16 protein-coding genes are annotated in these 18,565 nt (G+C 41.0%); 14 read left to right on the top strand and 2 right to left on the bottom strand.

The window, feature by feature from the left end; genetic code table 11:
* Positions 1-212: 212 nt before the first annotated feature.
* Complete coding sequence (locus E0E36_RS13445; RefSeq protein WP_130856386.1) at positions 213-1,166, bottom strand: acetyl-CoA carboxylase carboxyltransferase subunit alpha; 954 nt, start codon at positions 1,164-1,166, stop codon at positions 213-215.
* A 634-nt stretch (positions 1,167-1,800) separates the two neighbouring features.
* Here E0E36_RS13445 and E0E36_RS13440 point away from each other — a divergent pair.
* The 5 genes from E0E36_RS13440 to E0E36_RS13420 all read left to right on the top strand — a co-directional run bounded on the left by E0E36_RS13440 (position 1,801) and on the right by E0E36_RS13420 (position 6,923).
* Positions 1,801-4,074, top strand: coding sequence for an aconitate hydratase (locus E0E36_RS13440; RefSeq protein ID WP_013665513.1), 2,274 nt, complete (start codon positions 1,801-1,803; stop codon positions 4,072-4,074).
* A 447-nt stretch (positions 4,075-4,521) separates the two neighbouring features.
* The gene (locus E0E36_RS13435; RefSeq protein ID WP_013665512.1) at positions 4,522-4,737 is read left to right on the top strand and encodes a hypothetical protein; all 216 of its coding nucleotides are present in this window, start codon (positions 4,522-4,524) and stop codon (positions 4,735-4,737) included.
* A gap of 210 nt (positions 4,738-4,947) precedes the next feature.
* Positions 4,948-5,274 carry a DUF3276 family protein gene (locus E0E36_RS13430; RefSeq protein ID WP_013665511.1) on the top strand — a complete coding sequence of 109 codons (327 nt, stop codon included), beginning with the start codon at positions 4,948-4,950 and terminating at the stop codon, positions 5,272-5,274.
* Positions 5,275-5,364: 90 nt separating this feature from the next.
* Positions 5,365-6,210: a KPN_02809 family neutral zinc metallopeptidase gene (gene ypfJ / locus E0E36_RS13425; RefSeq protein ID WP_013665510.1), complete on the top strand. Its 846-nt coding sequence runs from the start codon at positions 5,365-5,367 to the stop codon at positions 6,208-6,210.
* A 293-nt stretch (positions 6,211-6,503) separates the two neighbouring features.
* Positions 6,504-6,923 (top strand): DUF983 domain-containing protein, encoded by a 420-nt coding sequence (locus E0E36_RS13420; RefSeq protein WP_130856385.1) that lies wholly within the window; start codon positions 6,504-6,506, stop codon positions 6,921-6,923.
* A 10-nt stretch (positions 6,924-6,933) separates the two neighbouring features.
* Here E0E36_RS13420 and E0E36_RS13415 read toward each other — a convergent pair whose 3' ends face one another.
* Complete coding sequence (locus E0E36_RS13415; RefSeq protein ID WP_130856384.1) at positions 6,934-7,095, bottom strand: lmo0937 family membrane protein; 162 nt, start codon at positions 7,093-7,095, stop codon at positions 6,934-6,936.
* Between the two features lie 287 nt (positions 7,096-7,382).
* Between E0E36_RS13415 and pyrR the strand changes: the two genes are divergently transcribed.
* From pyrR to E0E36_RS13370, 9 genes are all read left to right on the top strand, one after another.
* Positions 7,383-7,934 (top strand): bifunctional pyr operon transcriptional regulator/uracil phosphoribosyltransferase PyrR, encoded by a 552-nt coding sequence (gene pyrR, locus E0E36_RS13410; protein ID WP_130856383.1) that lies wholly within the window; start codon positions 7,383-7,385, stop codon positions 7,932-7,934.
* Between the two features lie 21 nt (positions 7,935-7,955).
* Positions 7,956-8,894 carry an aspartate carbamoyltransferase catalytic subunit gene (locus E0E36_RS13405; RefSeq protein WP_013665507.1) on the top strand — a complete coding sequence of 313 codons (939 nt, stop codon included), beginning with the start codon at positions 7,956-7,958 and terminating at the stop codon, positions 8,892-8,894.
* Positions 8,895-9,038: 144 nt separating this feature from the next.
* Positions 9,039-12,185 carry a tetratricopeptide repeat protein gene (locus E0E36_RS13400; RefSeq protein ID WP_130856382.1) on the top strand — a complete coding sequence of 1,049 codons (3,147 nt, stop codon included), beginning with the start codon at positions 9,039-9,041 and terminating at the stop codon, positions 12,183-12,185.
* Positions 12,186-12,239: 54 nt separating this feature from the next.
* Positions 12,240-13,958, top strand: a complete 1,719-nt coding sequence (locus E0E36_RS13395; RefSeq protein WP_242627209.1) for a TonB-dependent receptor — start codon at positions 12,240-12,242, stop codon at positions 13,956-13,958.
* 42 nt (positions 13,959-14,000) lie between these two features.
* Positions 14,001-15,038 (top strand): HU domain-containing protein, encoded by a 1,038-nt coding sequence (locus tag E0E36_RS13390; RefSeq protein ID WP_130856380.1) that lies wholly within the window; start codon positions 14,001-14,003, stop codon positions 15,036-15,038.
* An 80-nt stretch (positions 15,039-15,118) separates the two neighbouring features.
* Positions 15,119-15,820 carry a MotA/TolQ/ExbB proton channel family protein gene (locus E0E36_RS13385; protein WP_013665503.1) on the top strand — a complete coding sequence of 234 codons (702 nt, stop codon included), beginning with the start codon at positions 15,119-15,121 and terminating at the stop codon, positions 15,818-15,820.
* 87 nt (positions 15,821-15,907) lie between these two features.
* Positions 15,908-16,318 (top strand): ExbD/TolR family protein, encoded by a 411-nt coding sequence (locus E0E36_RS13380; protein ID WP_013665502.1) that lies wholly within the window; start codon positions 15,908-15,910, stop codon positions 16,316-16,318.
* Between the two features lie 23 nt (positions 16,319-16,341).
* On the top strand, positions 16,342-17,160 hold the full coding sequence (locus tag E0E36_RS13375; RefSeq protein WP_130856379.1) for an energy transducer TonB: 819 nt from the start codon (positions 16,342-16,344) through the stop codon (positions 17,158-17,160).
* Positions 17,161-17,178: 18 nt separating this feature from the next.
* The gene (locus tag E0E36_RS13370; protein WP_013665500.1) at positions 17,179-18,483 is read left to right on the top strand and encodes a bifunctional folylpolyglutamate synthase/dihydrofolate synthase; all 1,305 of its coding nucleotides are present in this window, start codon (positions 17,179-17,181) and stop codon (positions 18,481-18,483) included.
* Positions 18,484-18,565: the final 82 nt, after the last annotated feature.

The raw sequence follows: 18,565 nt of genomic DNA, 5'->3' as shown, positions 1-18,565 counted from the left end.
AATCAGTTGCAAAGTAGCCTACACTACCTTGATTTATTCACTCGTGCTTGTTTTCAGATGAGTTCATGAGCTCATTGTTCCACTCTTCGGTTTATTCAACTTTTATCAAGAAAAGTTCATTAAAAAAAATGTTCCTTTTAAAGCGAAACCGACCAACGGGAAGCTCACCGAAGGTAATCTCTGGCTGTTGTTTAGCTGGTAAAAAGGCAAAATTACTCTACGATTACTCCCATCGAACAGAATTTCTCGATACGGTCATTCACAAGTGTATCAATCTGTCTATCATTTAGTTCGACGATATCTTTTATAAGCTGTTCTTTTATTGTGTTTGCCATTTGCTCAGGGTCTTGATGAGCACCGCCTAAGGGTTCAGGCAATATACCGTCAATAAGACCATTGCTGTACATATTCTCCGCAGTGAGTTTTAAGCACTCCGCAGCTTTTTCTTTATAATCCCAGCTTCGCCACAATATGGAGGAGCAGGACTCGGGCGATATAACCGAATACCAGGAGTGCTCTAACATATATACTTTATCTCCTATACCGATACCGATCGCTCCACCGGAAGCACCTTCACCTATAATAATACAGATAACAGGGACCTTTAAAACCGACATTTCCAGTAGGTTTCTGGCAATCGCTTCAGCCTGCCCACGCTCTTCGGCCTCAATACCCGGATAGGCACCCATGGTATCAACGAATGTAATAACTGGTTTTCCAAACTTTTCAGCCATGCGCATTAACCTTAAAGCTTTCCGATATCCTTCCGGGTTAGCCATACCGAAGTTACGGAATTGACGTTCTTTGGTGTTTTTCCCTTTCTGATGACCAATAATCATTACGGAATGACCGCCCAGTTTCGCTAAGCCGCCAACGATGGCCTTATCGTCACGCACATTGCGGTCACCATGTAATTCTACAAAATCTTCACAGATCATCTGAATATAATCAAGCGTTTGCGGTCGATCTGCATGACGTGCCATTTGCACTTTTTGCCAGCCGTTCAGATTGCTATAAATTTCCTTGCGGGTTTCCTCTAATTTCCCTTGCAGTTCGGTGATCGTGGCAGACATATCCACCTTTGTCTTCTCAGCCACTTGGTTCACCTTCTCAATTTGCATTAATAAATCAGCAATCGGCTTTTCAAAATCAAATGTTGTTTCCATAAAGAAAATTTGGGGTTGCTAAGGTACGGATATTTTTTTATTAGCCTAAAAATTCTTTCAATGTAGGGCGGTAATAGGTGTTAGCTGTTAGGTTTTAGGTATTAGGTATTAGGTATTAGGCGGTCAGCAGTCGGCGGTCAGCTTTATTCTCGTCACTATCTCCCACCTTGGCTTAGACATACGTATTTCGCTTAGACATAAGTATCAGGACACAGGTATCAAGACAGGAGCACTCTTTTACCCCTTACTCCTCTTTGGTTTATCCTAAGTCCATACCTATAACCTATTACTTAGAACTTAAAACCACCCCACACATTGGCTTAGACATAAGTATCAGGACACAGGTATCAAGACAGGAGCACTCTTTTACCCCTTACTTCCGATACCCCATACCTATAGCTACAGCTTATTGTTTATAGCCTATACCCTACTCCTCACACCTTATACCTTTACCGCTGTTTAGAACATTTCCAAATAAGGCCTTAAGTCCTAAAGATATGCATTTCATCTCTTTTTTTTGTAAATTCGCCTCGCTTTAATAGCTGATAATGAGTGCAGCAAAGCAATTTAGCTGGGTTTGTTGCTCCACAACAGCCCCTAAAGCATTGTAAAATCCAAATAAAACATTTATAAAATGGCATTTGACATTGAAATGATCAAAGCGGTTTACGGACGCTACGAGAGCCGTATAGCAGCAGCCCGCAAAGTTGTCGGTAAACCTCTTACTTTAACTGAGAAAATTTTATATGCCCATCTTTGGGATGGTGAAGCAAATGAGGCTTATGGCCGTGGAAAATCTTATGTAGATTTTGCCCCGGATCGTGTAGCAATGCAGGATGCAACAGCACAGATGGCCTTACTTCAATTTATGCAGGCTGGCCGGCCACAAGTAGCCGTTCCTTCGACTGTACATTGTGATCACTTAATCCAGGCCAAAGTTGGTGCAGAAACTGATTTGGCAGTAGCAACCGATCAAAACAAAGAGGTTTATGATTTCTTAGCCTCGGTGTCAAATAAATATGGTATCGGATTTTGGAAACCGGGAGCAGGTATCATTCACCAGGTCGTATTAGAAAATTATGCGTTTCCCGGTGGTATGATGATCGGAACAGATTCACACACACCAAATGCGGGCGGTTTAGGTATGATTGCTATTGGCGTCGGCGGTGCTGATGCTTGTGATGTAATGGCCGGGCTCCCTTGGGAGCTAAAATTCCCTAAACTGATCGGTGTAAAATTAACCGGCAAATTAAGTGGCTGGACAGCAGCAAAAGACGTTATATTAAAAGTTGCAGGCATTTTAACTGTAAAAGGTGGAACCGGTGCCATTGTGGAGTATTTCGGAGAGGGTGCGCGTTCTTTATCGGCAACGGGTAAAGGCACTATTTGTAATATGGGTGCAGAAATTGGTGCTACAACCTCGATTTTTGGTTATGACGAAAAATCGGAGGCCTATTTACGTGGTACCGATCGTGCCGATATAGCTGATTTAGCAAATGGCATTAAAGAACACCTTACAGGTGACGCTGAGGTGTATGCAAATCCCGAACAATATTTCGATCAGGTAATTGAAATTAACCTTTCCGAATTGGAGCCTCATATCAACGGTCCTTTCACGCCTGATTTGGCTTGGCCTATTTCAAAATTTGCAACTGCTGTTAAAGAAAACGGTTGGCCCGAAAAATTGGAAGTAGGCTTAATCGGTTCTTGTACAAACTCATCTTACGAAGACATCAGCCGCGCAGCTTCATTGGCACAACAAGCAGTAGAGAAGAATTTAGTTGCTAAATCAGAATACACGGTTACGCCAGGCTCGGAACAAGTTCGCTATACCGTTGAGCGTGATGGTTTCTTAGAAACTTTCGATAAAATTGGCGGCGTTGTTTTGGCCAACGCTTGCGGACCTTGTATTGGTCAATGGGCTCGCCATGGTGCCGAAAAGAAGGAAAGGAACTCGATTATCACTTCTTTCAACCGTAACTTTGCGAAACGCGCCGATGGGAATCCGAATACGCATTCCTTTGTAGCTTCCCCTGAAATTGTGACGGCTTTGGCCATATCAGGATCGCTATTGTTCAATCCTTTAACGGACACACTGACAAACGAAAAAGGTGAGCAAGTTAAATTGGACGAGCCACAAGGTCTTGAGCTACCGGTTAAAGGTTTTGCTGTTGAAGATGCCGGGTATCAAGCCCCTGCCGAGGATGGTAGCCAGGTTCAGGTAATCGTAAGTCCAACATCAGATCGCTTACAACTGCTTGAACCATTTAAAGCATGGGAAGGTACAGACCTTACCGGCTTAAAGCTGCTTATCAAAGCAAAAGGTAAATGTACGACGGACCATATTTCAATGGCAGGACCATGGTTAAAATACCGTGGGCACTTAGACAATATTTCAAATAATATGTTGATAGGGGCTATCAACTATTTCAATGACTCCGCTGATAATGTTAAAAATCAGTTAACAGGGTCATATGGTCCAGTTCCTGCGACGCAACGTGCCTACAAAGCGGCTGGAATAAACACAATCGTTGTAGGAGACGAAAACTATGGAGAAGGCTCTTCCAGAGAACACGCGGCCATGGAACCTCGTCATCTCGGTGTTCGTGTGATATTGGTCAAATCCTTCGCCCGTATTCATGAGACAAATCTTAAAAAGCAGGGCATGTTGGCATTAACCTTCAACAATCCTGCTGATTATGATTTAATCAAGGAGGACGATACGATTGATATTATCGGTCTAACTGATTTTACACCTGATAAACAATTAACTGTTGTATTGCATCATACAGACGGAAGTGAGGATCGCATTCAGGTGAATCACACGTACAATGCACAGCAAATAGAGTGGTTCAAAGCCGGTGGTGCTTTGAATATTATTCGCAAGAATCAAGCTCAACAGGCTTAAAAAAAATAAAGGTGCTCTTTGGGGAGCACCTTTATTTTTTTTGCTATAAGCGATTAGCTTTCGGATATCAGCTGTCAGCTTTCAGTGGTAACCGACCGTAGGATGCTCATGAGTACCGAAAAAAGCAAACACTTACAAATAATTGGCTCATCGGCTAATTATCAAGCTGTAAGCCCTAGGCAATAAGCTTCAGCTATTACCAAGTTATAAGTTCTAAGTTATAGGTTTTAAGTAGGGCATCTACTACTGCCAGTGCTGCTGGTAACCACATCACATTGGCTTATCGGCTAATTGGCTAATTAACTATTTTCCTACTCAACAACTTAACGTCTCAACCACTTCCCCATGCTCCCTCCTTAACGACTCGTCTTTTAACTAAAATTTCACATAAAATTAATCCACAGCTCATACGTGATTCCAAACTTTGGTAAAAACACGTTTATGACCATGGAAAGCTTCAAAATTGAAATCACTGACAATCAATATTTGATACGTTTACAGCGATCTGAATTTGACCTAAACTCGCTTTATACTTTATTGAAAAGTCTAGGTGCGGAAATACCATTTAGAAATTACCGTGTAGATTTAGATGATGACATGATTAAAAGTCATCGAAATGATGAGGACTTTGGCGATCGCTTTGACTATTTATTGGATAAATAGTCGTTTAAACGCATAATATTTTTTCATTTTTTTATTAGACCCCAAAAAAGAGAAAAAAAAGCGAGAATGAGCTGTCAGGTCGTTTTTTTTCAAAAAAGAAGCTTTTAATAAACTAGTTTTTTCAGCCATTGTTAAAATCTATTTGCATTATTAGAAAATATTGATTTATATTTATACCGAATCGGAGAACTTAAACTTAAAGATTTGACAATGGGAGATTTTGACAACAAAGAACGGGAAGAAGTTTTTTCAAAAAAGGTTAGAGCAGGAAAGCGCACCTATTTTTTTGACGTGAAGGCCACGAGATCGAATGATTACTATGTAACCATTACAGAAAGTAAAAAAAGACTGGAAGACGGCGTGTTTGTAAAACATAAGATTTTCTTGTACAAAGAAGACTTTGAAAAGTTTGCCGAAGGACTTAATGAAACTGTTGACTATATTAAGGCCCATCAAGAAGTAGTTGAAAAACGTTATGAGTTCAGTGAAAATGGCATAACAGCTGACGCTAAAAAGGATGACGATTTTTCGTTCTAAAGACTGCTTAATTGACTAAAATCAATTAAGAGCCTCAACCATTTGAGGCTTTTTTTGTTTACCAAGCATAACCATTAATCTTATATATTTATGCGCTGGAAAGGCAGAAGAGAAAGTGACAACTTCGAAGATCGAAGAGGTATGTCCGGAAGAGGTTTAGCAGTTGGTGGCGGAATCGGGGCGATAGTCATTGCGCTAATCGTCAGTTTTTTAGGAGGTGATCCCGGACAGGTGTTGCAACAGTTACAAACTGCTGCGCCGCAACAGGAACAACCCGTAGAAATCAGTGAAGAAGAAAAAGAGTTAACATCCTTTGTCAGGACGGTTTTAGCTAGCACTGAAGATGTCTGGAGTCATCTTTTTGAGCAAGAAGGCGCTGCCTATCAAACGCCTACTTTAGTCGTGTTCCGCGACCAAACTGCTACTGAATGCGGCGCAGGCATGACCGCCATGGGACCTTTCTACTGCCCTGCCGATCAAAAACTCTTTATTGACCTAAGTTTCAACGATGAACTAAAAAACCGGTTCGGTGCTCCGGGAGAATTTGCAATGGCCTACGTTATTGCCCATGAAGTTGGCCATCATATACAGCATTTGAATGGCACAATGAATAAGGTGCAACAAATGCGTACCCGTTTAAGTGAGAAGGAGTATAATAAATTATCCGTTAAGCTAGAACTACAAGCGGATTTTTTAGCCGGTGTATGGGCACATCATGCCAATAAGTTAGAACAGCTACTCGAGGAAGGTGACATTGAGGCCGGCTTACAAGCGGCCAATGCAATAGGAGATGATAAACTTCAAATGCAGGCTCAGGGTCAGATTGTTCCCGACGCTTTTACACACGGGACATCAGCGCAAAGAGTTTACTGGTTTAAAAAAGGTTATCAAACAGGGGATGTTAACCAGGGAGATACTTTTAATAACGATCGGTAGAGCTTCCCGCGCCCTAAATGTCATTTTTTTAAAAGGGGTTAAGACTAAAGTCGGACTTTGATTCTATCTATTTCTTCTATAAAGACTAGTGGCCAACGAGAACCAAGCTCAGCGAAGGTAAGAAGCAAATTTATCCTGTATACGTACCGTTTTCATGCATATAAAAATAAATTTGTCTAAGTTTGCGGGAGGGTCGCATGGATATTTCTCGCATTTGAGAATAGCCTCGACCAGTCAGGGTGATAATTACGATTTAAAATCACACATTCAGCAAATCAAATTGTTCAATTTACATGACTCAAGATAGCCGTTCAAGCAAGTTTATTCCCGCCTTTCCTGCCATGTTGAAAGGAAAATGTCCACGTTGTAGACAGGGCAATATGTTCAAGAGCTTTTTCTCCAATACCATGTATGAAGAATGCGGCCATTGTGGTTTAACTTTTGAACGCAACCCAGGCTACTTTTATACAGCCATGTACGTTACCTACGTATTTAATGTAGCAGAAATAGTAACGCTTGGAATAGCTACTTTCATTTTATCCGGCGGATCCGACAATCCCTGGTTATATGTTGGCATAATCATTCCGGGAATTTTGCTTTTGGCTCCTCTCAACTATCGATACTCGCGCATTATACAAATGTATTGGTTAGATCCGACGCTCAAATATAGACCGGATTTATCAGGAAATAAAAACGATCAGACACCTGCATAAAAAACAGCACCTATTGGCTTTTTCGAATATTCCTGCGTGCCAAGCCTAAAACAAGCGCGACAATGGCAAGCACCAATAGTATGTAAATCAAGTTTCCCACGGCATATACAAAAGTACCCAAAGCCCACCCAATCAACAATATAATAGCAATAATATAAAATAACGCTCTCATAATATCCTGTCTAATACAAGAACAACCATTTAAGTATATCTTTTGTTTTCCGGCATCGGTCATCACAATAAATCAATTCGCATATCCACATTCATTTCTCCCTTACCGTCAACTATGTTTTTATGTTCATTGAATGACGAACAGCCTTTCGGTCATTGCATATGAGACCAATTTTATCTATTTTTGCAAATAAAATAGAATAATTCCATTAGCTTGAGGCAATTACGAGGATTAGCAGGGAAAAAGAAAAAAACAAGGTTTTATACGCTCAACCAAACAGATTTCTAATGCAACAATCTATATTATTAAGTGGTCTAAAGTTTCAAATCACCATTCAACGTCTTTGCCAACAGTTAATTGAAAATCATCATGACTTCAAGAATTCAGTGATCATCGGTATCCAACCGAGGGGCATTTACTTGGCAAAACGGATACGGGAAGAACTACAAAGAATATTACAGATCGACTCCATTTTATTCGGTGAGCTTGATATTACTTTCTATCGGGATGATTTTCGTCGCAAAGAAAACGGTCCGCTAGTTCCTAACAGTACAAACATAAATTTTGTGATCGAGAACAAAAAAGTCATCCTGATCGACGATGTACTGTGGACAGGCCGGACGATCCGATCTTCGTTAGATGCCATACAAGCTTTTGGCCGCCCTGAAAAGGTGGAATTACTGGTACTTGTTGATCGCAGATTTTCAAGACATCTGCCCATTCAGCCAGACTATATTGGCATTCAAGTGGATTCCATTAATTCGCAACGGGTCATTGTTAACTGGCACGAAACGGACACGCAAGACCAAATCATCCTTCTAACAGAAGAAAACAATTAGAAATTTTTGATTGCATATACAATGGCAGAAACAGCACAACAGCTAAGCACCAAACACTTATTAGGCATAAAAGACTTGTCCGCAGAAGATATCCACCTGATATTGGACACAGCAGCCACTTTTAAGGATGTCATCAACCGCCCAATCAAAAAGGTACCTTCATTACGTGATATTACAATTGCCAATGTCTTTTTTGAGAACTCGACACGCACCAGACTGTCCTTTGAGCTCGCCGAAAAACGTCTGTCGGCAGATGTCATCAACTTTGCGGCTTCTTCTTCTTCAGTCAGCAAAGGCGAAACACTCATTGACACGGTAAATAACATCTTGGCAATGAAGGTAGATATGATTGTTATGCGACACCCTTATCCCGGTGCAGGCGTTTTTTTAAGTAAACATGTCGATGCCCAAATTATAAATGCAGGAGATGGAGCACACGAGCATCCAACACAAGCCTTGCTCGATGCGTTTTCTATAAGAGAGCAATATGGCGATGTTGCCGGAAAAAAAGTAGCCATTATTGGCGATATCTTACATTCAAGGGTCGCCCTTTCCAATATTTTATGCTTACAAAAGCTCGGGGCCGAAGTACTGGTATGCGGTCCTACAACGCTTATTCCTAAATATATTACTTCGCTGGGCGTTAAAGTGGAGCATGACCTGCTCAAGGCGCTTCACTGGTGCGACGTAGCCAATATGTTACGAATTCAGCTGGAGCGTCAGGATATCAATTATTTCCCCTCTTTAAGAGAATATTCGATGCTGTATGGTTTGAATAAAACGATACTTGAATCCTTAGATAAAAAGATAACCATCATGCACCCCGGGCCGATTAATCGTGGTGTAGAAATTACAAGTGATGTGGCCGACAGCCAACATTCGATTATTCTGGATCAGGTTCAAAATGGCGTAGCAGTGAGAATGGCTGTATTGTACCTCCTTGCCGGAAAACGTGTTTAAGGAAGCATCAATCAAAAATATTTATCGTACACATTATTTCACAATTATTGCCGTTATAGTAAGAGGTTATTAACATTTGTTAAGTAATAGTGTACAAAACTTCATAACATCCCATTAATTTAGCATAAAAAGAATTTGAACAACATGTTTAATAAATTCACTCGTATTAGTCTAGCACTTAGTCTTTTCGCCAGCAGTGCCCTCGCCCAACAAAGTGCTTGGCAATCTCTTAACCAAGCTTATAAAACAGGTATGGAGCTGTACGAAAGGGGAAAATATGCTTCGGCTTATAACCAGCTTGGTAAAGTTGAAACCATTCGTACCAATACGACTATACAACAAGATGAAAGTGACCAAATTTCATTACTGAAAGAAAATGCACGTTTTTATCAAGCGGTTTGTGCGCTTGAATTAGGCAATCACGATGCCGAAGGCCTATTTCTAAAATTCATAAAAGATCATCCAACAAGTGCCAATACGAAAGCGGCCTACTTTCAGGTAGGACGATCCTATTTTGCAAAAAAGAATTATCCGAAAGCGATTGAATGGTTCAAGAAATTAGACGGTGGAAATCTAAGCGGTTCCGAAAACACCGAATATCGCTTCAAATTGGGTTATTCGCTCTTTATGACAGAAGATTATAAAGCAGCAAAACCCTTATTTGAGCGCCTAAAGGAAGAAAGAGGCCAATATCAAGAGGCTTCCATCTACTATTATGCTTATCTGTCCTACCTGGATGCGGAATATAAAATCGCATTAAAAGAATTTGAGCGTTTAAAGGGATCAAAAGCATACGAGAACAGCTATCCATACTACATCGCGGCGCTCTACTTCCTCGACAAACGTTATGATGATGTTCTTTCTTATATACTGCCCATTTTAGAAAGAACTAAACAAGAGAACGAAACAGAGATCTTCCGTATCGTAGGTGCCACCTACTTTGCCAAGAACGACTTAGCCAAGGCGAAAGAATACTATGACAAATTTCAAGCCCAAGATCAAGGGAAGACCCAAAATAATCAAGATGATTATCAGATAGGATATATTGCCTACAAGAATGGCAATTATGAGAAAGCTATTAAAGAACTGGAAAAGTTAACGGAACCGGACGCTTATTTCCAAAGCGGAATGATCATTTTAGGGGATTCCTTTTTAAAATTAGGCAACAAAGAGAGTGCTCGTAATGCTTTTTTCAGAGCATCGAAACTTGATTTTGATCCTTCCATGAAAGAGCAGGGACTGCTGAATTACGCTAAGTTGTCTTATGAGCTGGAATTTCACCAAGTAGCCTTAGACGCCACCCAAGAGTACTTGAAAACCTACCCACGTTCTAAAAACCTCGACGAGGCGAAAACGTTGCTGGCAGAGGTTTTATTGAGTACAAAGAATTATCGATCGGCAGTGGATATCCTGGAATCCATTCCGAAAAGGACCAAAGAGGCAAATGCCGCTTATCAAAAAGTGACTTACTTCCGCGGTTTGGAATATTACAATGAGCGGGCTTTTGAAAATGCCATTTCGATCTTTATGCGTTCTGAACAGAACCCATACGATCCGGAACTCCTAGCTTTAGCAACCTATTGGAAAGCGGAAGCGATGTACGAAGTCAGAAAATACGGTGAAGCCACAACAAATTTCAGCAAGTTTCTGCAGTATCCGGCAGCAAAAAACACAGACGTTTATAATTACGCCAATTATGCACTTGCTTATGCGGCCTTCCGTAACGATAATTATCGTACTTCTGCCAACTATTTTGCTAAATTTCTAAATAGTGGAGAGCCCATTGAGCTGAATACAAGAAATGATGCCATTGCGCGTTTAGGCGATTCATATTTTATGTTGAAGGATTATGGTAATGCGATGGAGCAGTACAATAAGCTCATGAGTACAAAAGCTAAAACACAGGATTATGCTTTGTTTCAAAGTGGTATTATCAGGGGCCTACAGGGCGACGCCGATGGCAAGATCAGTATTATGACGGATTTATTGGCGCGATATCCCAATTCCAACTATGCAGACGACGCAAACTTTGAGATACCCTATACTTTTTTCCTTAAGGGAGAAAATGAAATAGCGATTCAAGGTTTACAGGATATGATTGAGAAATATCCACGCAGTAGCTACGTGCCGAGAGCACTTGTCACCATTGGTTTGGTTCAGTACAATAGTGACAACAACGACGCTGCGGTCAGAACCTTTCAACGAGTAGTTGAACAATATCCAACAACAGAAGAAGCAAAACAGGCGTTAAAGTCGATACAGAATATCTATATTGATAAAGGGGATGCGCAAGGATTCTTGGATTATGCCGGCACAACGGCCATTGGTGATTTGTCGACGGCTGAACAAGACAATATTACTTTTCAAGTAGCAAACAATTACTTCTCCAGAGGTGATTATCAAGCAGCTATTGAAGCAGTGAATGCCTATTTCGATAAATTTCCGAAACCGATACAGGAAAAATTTGCACGTTTCATCCGCGCGGAAAGTTTGTACAAAACCGGGCATCCGCAAGAAGCTCTGCATGACTTTAACATTATTTTGAACGATTGGACAAGTGCCTACACAGAACGAACCTTATTGAGTGTGTCCAATTTATATCTTGATCAAAAGAAATATAACGAGGCGATTGCACCACTGAAAAAATTAGAGCTTACTGCTGAGTATAAATCGCACTATAACTTTGCCATCAATAACCTGATGGTAGCCTATTTCAATATTCATGACTTTGACAATACGCTTATGTATGCGCGATATGTGAAGGAATATGAAAAGTCTTCTGTTGAGGATAAGGCAAAAGCAGATCTTTATGCTGCAAAAGCGCATATGTTAAAAGGCGACTTAAGCACTGCCCGAAAGGAATTAAATCAGGCGGTAGCCAACAGCCAAACGATTGTCGGTGCAGAAGCAAAATACAATATCGGTAAGTTACAATATGAAGCTGGCGAATATAAAGCCGCTCAGGAAACCGCTTTCGATTTAATTAAGAATATGCCGTCTTATGACTACTGGGTTGCGAAAAGCTTTATTTTATTAGCCGACTGCTATACAAAACTAAAAGATGAATTCCAGGCGAAAAGTACTTTACAGAGTATTATCGAGAATTACGAAGGTAAAGATGATATCATTCCTACAGCAAAAGAACGTTTAGAAAAATTAACCGGAAAAAAAATAGATACTAAGAAAGTAACAGATAGTGTAAAAACAGAAAGCGATTCTACTGCGGTAGACAGTACGGAAACTGACAGTACTACTTTAGATTCATCCGCGGTTGAGAAACAAGCTTTATAAATAAGTTCATTCATACTATCTAAATAACGAAATACCATGATATTGAATTCTTCAATGTTAAAATATACATTACTAATCGGCTTAGGTTTTTGTTCCTTCGTTGCGTTTGCGCAAGAAGAAGAGCAAGTACCGCAAGAGGAAGCCAAAGGAAATTTAGGGGAAATTGAAGTTGTTCGGGACTACAAACCTATTTTGGCTGATGCGGTAAAAATCAGACAAAGTCCCGACCTCACGAATAATCGTAAATATCTATCTAAACTTAACTATTCCGTTTTCGACAGAAAACTAGATATCAATACGGGAACACATCGCTTAGAAATACAACAATTGCCTGCGATGCGACCAGATATATTAACCAATAACTACGCGAAAATAGGGGCCGGAAACTTTAACACCCTCTTAGGGGAGGTCTACATTAGTAACGGTGAAGATCAAGCACTTCAAGTAGGCGGTTTTGCAAAACACCTCAGTCAAAAAGGATCGGATTACGAGGGGCAGAATTTTAGCGAGCAAAAAATCGGGTTATTCGGAAGAAGTATCTTAGACAGAATAACGTTGAATGGAGAAATCGGCTTTAATCGTTATGCAACGCGATATTATGGTTTTGTTCCCCTTCAGCCGGAATTAAACGCCGACCCTACGAAGCAGCATTATAACGACCTTTACCTTAAAGGAGAATTGAATAGTAATTATGAGGATAACGAAGAGTTGTTAAGCTATTCGCTTAAAGTAGATGGATACCTGTTCGGCAATGCTTTCTCAACGAAAGAAAATTCCTTTGCCCTCAGTGCCAACATCAACAAAAAAGTTAACGCTTTTAATGTGGGGGCGAATGTTTCGGGAGATTTTACCAGTCTCAAGAGTAATGACTTAAGCTTAGGAAATCATATCGCCCGTTTGAATCCCTATATCCGTTTTCAGGGAAAGAATTATAAATTGACCTTGGGAGCTACTTTAGTGAGCGAATTTGGCGGGGAAGAGAATAGAAACAATATTTTCCCAACTGTCGACTTTGATTTCGCCTTAGTGCCAGAATATGCGAGCATATATGCCGGTGTGAAGGGAGATGTGGTTAAAACCTCATTCCGGTCATTAGCTAATGAAAACCCTTTTCTTACGGAAAGCCCTTTCCTGGACACAACAAGCAATAGCCTAGTTGTACGTAATATGTTGGAAAAACTGCACGTTTTTGGAGGATTAAAAGGCAATGCCGGCGCTACCTTTGGTTATAAAGTTGGCGTCTTTTACAAACAAATCAGCGACCTGCCTTTTTACGCTATTCAGCCTAATTCACCTTCAAGATATGATATCATATACGATCGTGGAGAAAAGAATAAAGTCTTTGGTTTAGAAGGAGATATTAACGTCCGCGTATCTGAAGCGGTCAGCTTAGGCGGTAATTTATTGTTTAACGAGTATGATTTGGAAAATGAAGCTGAAGCTTGGTATATTCCAAAATTGCGCCTCGCTGCTAATACTCGGATCAATATCAGCAAAAAGGTATACATAGATGGCGAGCTTTTCTTCAACGATGCGATGAAAGCTAAAAGTTATCAGCAATATGCCGGTGTAAGCGGTACAGATCCAAATGCACCTGTTACTGTATCCATGCCATCGTTTGTTGATATTAGTGCCGGATTGGAATACCGCGCTACAAAGCAGATTGGCGTATACGTCAGGGGAAATAATTTACTAAACAAAGGTTACGAACGCTTCTTATACTACCCACGCTTAGGCTTTAATATAATAGGCGGTGTAAACGTTTCGTTTTAATTGTTAAGCTTTCTAAATTTGCCGACTCAAACGAAAGAAGGAATGTTTAATTTAGGCCAATACTTGCATCAACTCTTACTTATACATCCACAAGTCGGGGTACCGGGTATTGGTGTTTTCACCAAAGCGCGCATTGCAGCTCGATACGATGAGCAATTAGAAAAGTTTTTGCCTCCTACAAGCAGCTATTCGCTCATTCCTCACGCAACGACCGATAATTACCTAGTTGACTATGTTGCTAAATCCATGCACTTATCCAATGAGGAAGCAATTGACGTTGTCGATAAAACAGTAAATCGTTTGCTGACTGATATTGACGAACAGGGTGAAGCGAAGTTAGAGCCAATAGGTTATCTAAAGCAAATGGATGGAACGTATACGTTGGTTTCAAAAGAACTTCAATCGTTTTGGGGCTTACAGCCGGTGGATGATTATAAAGAAGAGTCTTTACCGGAAGAATTACCGGCTGTACAGGAACAGCCCGATACGATACTACAAGAACCTGCGATTCCTACTGAGCCGGAACAGCCTGAAATTAGCTATGAGACCGTAGCGAACCAAAGGGAAACAAATAATAATGTTTGGCTTTGGGTAGTAACCGGCATTATCGCTATCGGGCTAGCTGCATTTTTATTCTGGAAGCGTCAGGAGCCCGGTATTCCGCCGCATCAAAACGAAATTAACGTTGCCTTGAAAGATACAACGAATGGCTCAGCAAACACAGCAAAGGACACATCCACTAACCTACCAGATACAACGACAACCGGCCTTCCGGCCGACTCTTTAGCCGATTCGCTGAATCAGCGTGTATCTAAAGAGGAAAAAGAGCCGCTTGTACGAAAGGCATCAAAAGAAAAACCGTTTTCAATTGTAATCGGCTCGTTTAAAACCATGAAATTAGCGATTGAACAAGCAAAATATTTTAGAACGATCGGTATTAATGCATTTGTCCTGGAAAGCAATATGCCCAATAATAGAAAAAAGATATGCTATGGGTCCTATCCAACTAAAGAGGCTGCAAAGGAGCAATTGGAAAAAGTTAGGAACGAGATAACGAAAGAAGCATATATATATCCCTAGTGTATAAATGCCGGGAATAAATTTTATCTTGGTACCGATATTAAACAAACAGTGTAAAACAAAATTATTATTTATAAAACATGTTTTTATTACAAGTTACAGACACACCCGCTACATTGGACTCGATGCTTACCGCACCGGGCCCTTCTACTGCACCGATTGAAGATTTAAGTTTGTTAGACCTGCTTATTAAAGGAGGATGGGTGATGATTCCTATCGCCATTCTCGCTTTCTTGGGTTTGGTAATTTTTATAGAAAGGTACTTGACCATAAAAAAAGCTTCCCGTTATGATTCGAATCTTATGATTCAGGTCAAGCAGAACATCATGTCGGGCCGTTTGGAGGCCGCATTGGCGCTTTGCAGGAATAGTAACGGACCTTTAGGGGCCATGCTTCAAAAAGGGCTTACCCGTATCGGTAGACCCATTAAAGATATTGAAGGAGCGATTGAGAACGTCGGTAAACTGGAAGTATCAAAACTTGAGAAAAATATTAATATATTAGGTATCATTGCAGGTATTGCACCAATGCTAGGTTTTGTTGGTACAATCATTGGGGTGATTACAATTTTCCATGAGGTCTCCATAAAAGGAGTAATTGAAATCGGCACCGTATCCGGAGGCTTATATACAAAAATGATTACTTCTGCATCCGGACTCATTATCGGTATTATTGCCTATGTAGGGTATCATATATTGAATATGATGGTTGACCGTTTAATTCTTCGCATGGAAACAGATGCCATTGAGTTTATCGATCTATTGGACGAACCAGGCAGCTAAATTGGTTTTTGGCATTACTTCCACTGAGATTTGAAACTTTCAGGCACCGGTAATGTTCAGGGCCATTAATTCAAAAATGTATTTCCAATGAATTTAAGAAAAAGACACCATAGACCAGCTGCAGAGGTCCACACATCGGCCTTAAACGATATCATGTTCTTTTTGCTACTATTCTTTTTATTGGCCTCGGCAGTTGCCAACCCTCAAGTAGTGAAACTCTTGTTGCCCAGGTCACAGTCGGGAGAACAGTCGGTAGCTAAACGAACCATAAGCTTGTCAATTAATAAAGATTTGCAGTACTTTGTAGAAAAAAAACAAGTATTGCTCGATCAATTGATGCCCACCCTACAAAGTTATGTACAGGAAGGGCAGGAATTGACCGTGCTTTTATATGTTGATAGAACAGTAGCAATTGAAGATGTGATTCAGGTGATGGACATTGCCAATAAGTTAAAAATAAAGCTTGTTTTGGCCACCGAACCAAAAGAGAAGAGTTAGGCATTTAAATCGGAGAGTGTGCGATGAATCATCAGCATAAACAAGACAACAATTACCCCAAAGCTTTCGCAATATCGGCAGGCGTATTTGCTGCGTTCCTGCTGTTAAGTTTTTTTTGGATGCTGAGCCAACCAGCTGTTGAGTTTGGAACCGGCGGGTTAATTGTGAACTATGGTACCGTCGACGAAGGAATGGGCGATGATTATATGAGCTTGGATGAGCCTTCAATGGATCCCAACGCTAATCAAACACAACCTGATAAAGTTGTACCAAATGAAGAACCTACACCGGTAGCCTCGCAAGAAACCAATGATAAAACAGTGGTTACACAAGACGTAGAGGATGCCCCCGCCGTCGTGACTAAAGAGAAAGCAAAACCGACTTCTACTACACCTACCATTACACCGGAGAAGAAAGAAAGCAAACCGACCGTTAACCCCAACGCCCTTTATACCGGCAAGAAGAATAAAGGAGTGGGTGTTGGCGATGGTACGGGATCGACCCCTGGGAATCAAGGTAGTTTGCAAGGGAATAATATGGCCACTAATTACGGTGAGGGTGGCTCGGGTAATGGCCTTGTAGGCTTACCCAACAGATCTTTTGCAGTAAGACCGCAAATAGAAGATAAAGGTCAGCTTTCCGGTCGGATTGCGGTAGAAATCACAGTAGATCGGAATGGCGTAGTAACCCGTGCGAGAGCAGGTGCTAAGGGCACCACCTTGTCAGACGCTTCACTTTGGGAAAAATGTGAGGCGGCGGTTAGAAATGCACGGTTAAATGCAACCGACGGAGGACCTGAATTTCAATCGGGTATTGTAGTGTTCAACTTTAAAGTAAAGTAAGCACTCGTTTTCCATATCATGAACTATATTGAGGTAATTGATTATCTATACGGCCGTCTTCCGATGTTTACACGGGACGGCTCTTCTGCTTTTAAGAAAGATCTAACCAATATTCGCGCACTTTGTGCGGCCTTGGAAAACCCGGAAAAAGCATTCAAAGCTGTACATATAGCAGGCACTAATGGCAAAGGGAGCAGCTCACATATGCTGGCAGCGGTTTTACAAACAGCTGGATATAGAACCGGTTTATATACCTCTCCTCACCTTTTGGATTTCAGGGAGCGAATAAAAATTAACGGGGTATTGATACCGCAGGCCTACGTAATCGATTTTGTCAAAAACAATCAATCGTTGATCGAAACGATACAGCCTTCTTTTTTTGAGGTTACCGTCGCCATGGCTTTTCGTTATTTTGCTGATATGCATGTTGATATTGCGGTTATTGAAACCGGCCTAGGTGGTCGGTTAGATTCCACAAACATCATCAGCCCGATCGCTACTTTGATTACCAACATCGGTTATGATCATATGAACATGTTAGGGAATAGCCTAGCGGAAATTGCCTATGAAAAAGCCGGCATCATAAAAAGTCATACGCCCATTGTTATCAGCGAGCGGCAACAAGCTATAGAACACGTTTTTATCAATCGAGCACAAGAGTTGGTGGCACCCATTTTCTTCGCCAGTGATGAATGGAAAATAGATGAAATCGCAGTGGACACCGAGTTCCAATATCTAAAAGCAATACCTGAAAAAGAAAAGCCGTTTGAGACCTTGGAGCTGTGTTTGGATTTAAGAGGAAGCTATCAACAGAAAAATCTGCCTGGTGTTCTTAGCACGATCCGTATATTGAAGGAAATTGGTTTCACCGTTTCCGAAAACGAACTAGTCGATGGTTTAGAAGGGGTTCAAAAACTTACCGGTTTGATGGGCCGCTGGCAGAGGTTGTCGGCACAACCCTTAACGATATGCGATACGGGACACAATGAGGACGGCTGGAAAGAAGTAATTAAAAATATTACCCGTACACCCTTTGAAAAACTTCATATGGTTATTGGAGTAATGCGCGATAAGGACCTTGAGCACATGCTAACCTTGCTTCCTAAGGAAGCCAATTTCTACTTTTGTAGCCCCGCTTTCCAACGGGCTCTTCCGGCAATAGATTTGCAGTCACAAGCCGCTAATTATGGATTAGTTGGGGAGGCCTATGATAGTGTACAGCATGCTGTAGAAACTGCCGGACAAATCGCGTCAAAAGAAGATCTGATTTTTATCGGGGGAAGCACCTTTGTGGTGGCAGAAGCCTTGCCACTCTTTCAATGAAATTTGTTAGGGTAATAATATAAGATGGCGTCAAAAAAGTGCTACGTTCGAATAACACTTTTTTGACACCTCTTTATCTCTA

It is taken from the genome of Olivibacter jilunii (assembly GCF_900607235.1).
Lineage (GTDB): Bacteria > Bacteroidota > Bacteroidia > Sphingobacteriales > Sphingobacteriaceae > Olivibacter > Olivibacter oleidegradans.
The sequence above is the reverse complement of the archived record's forward strand: the minus strand, read 5'-3'. Positions and strand labels throughout refer to the sequence as shown.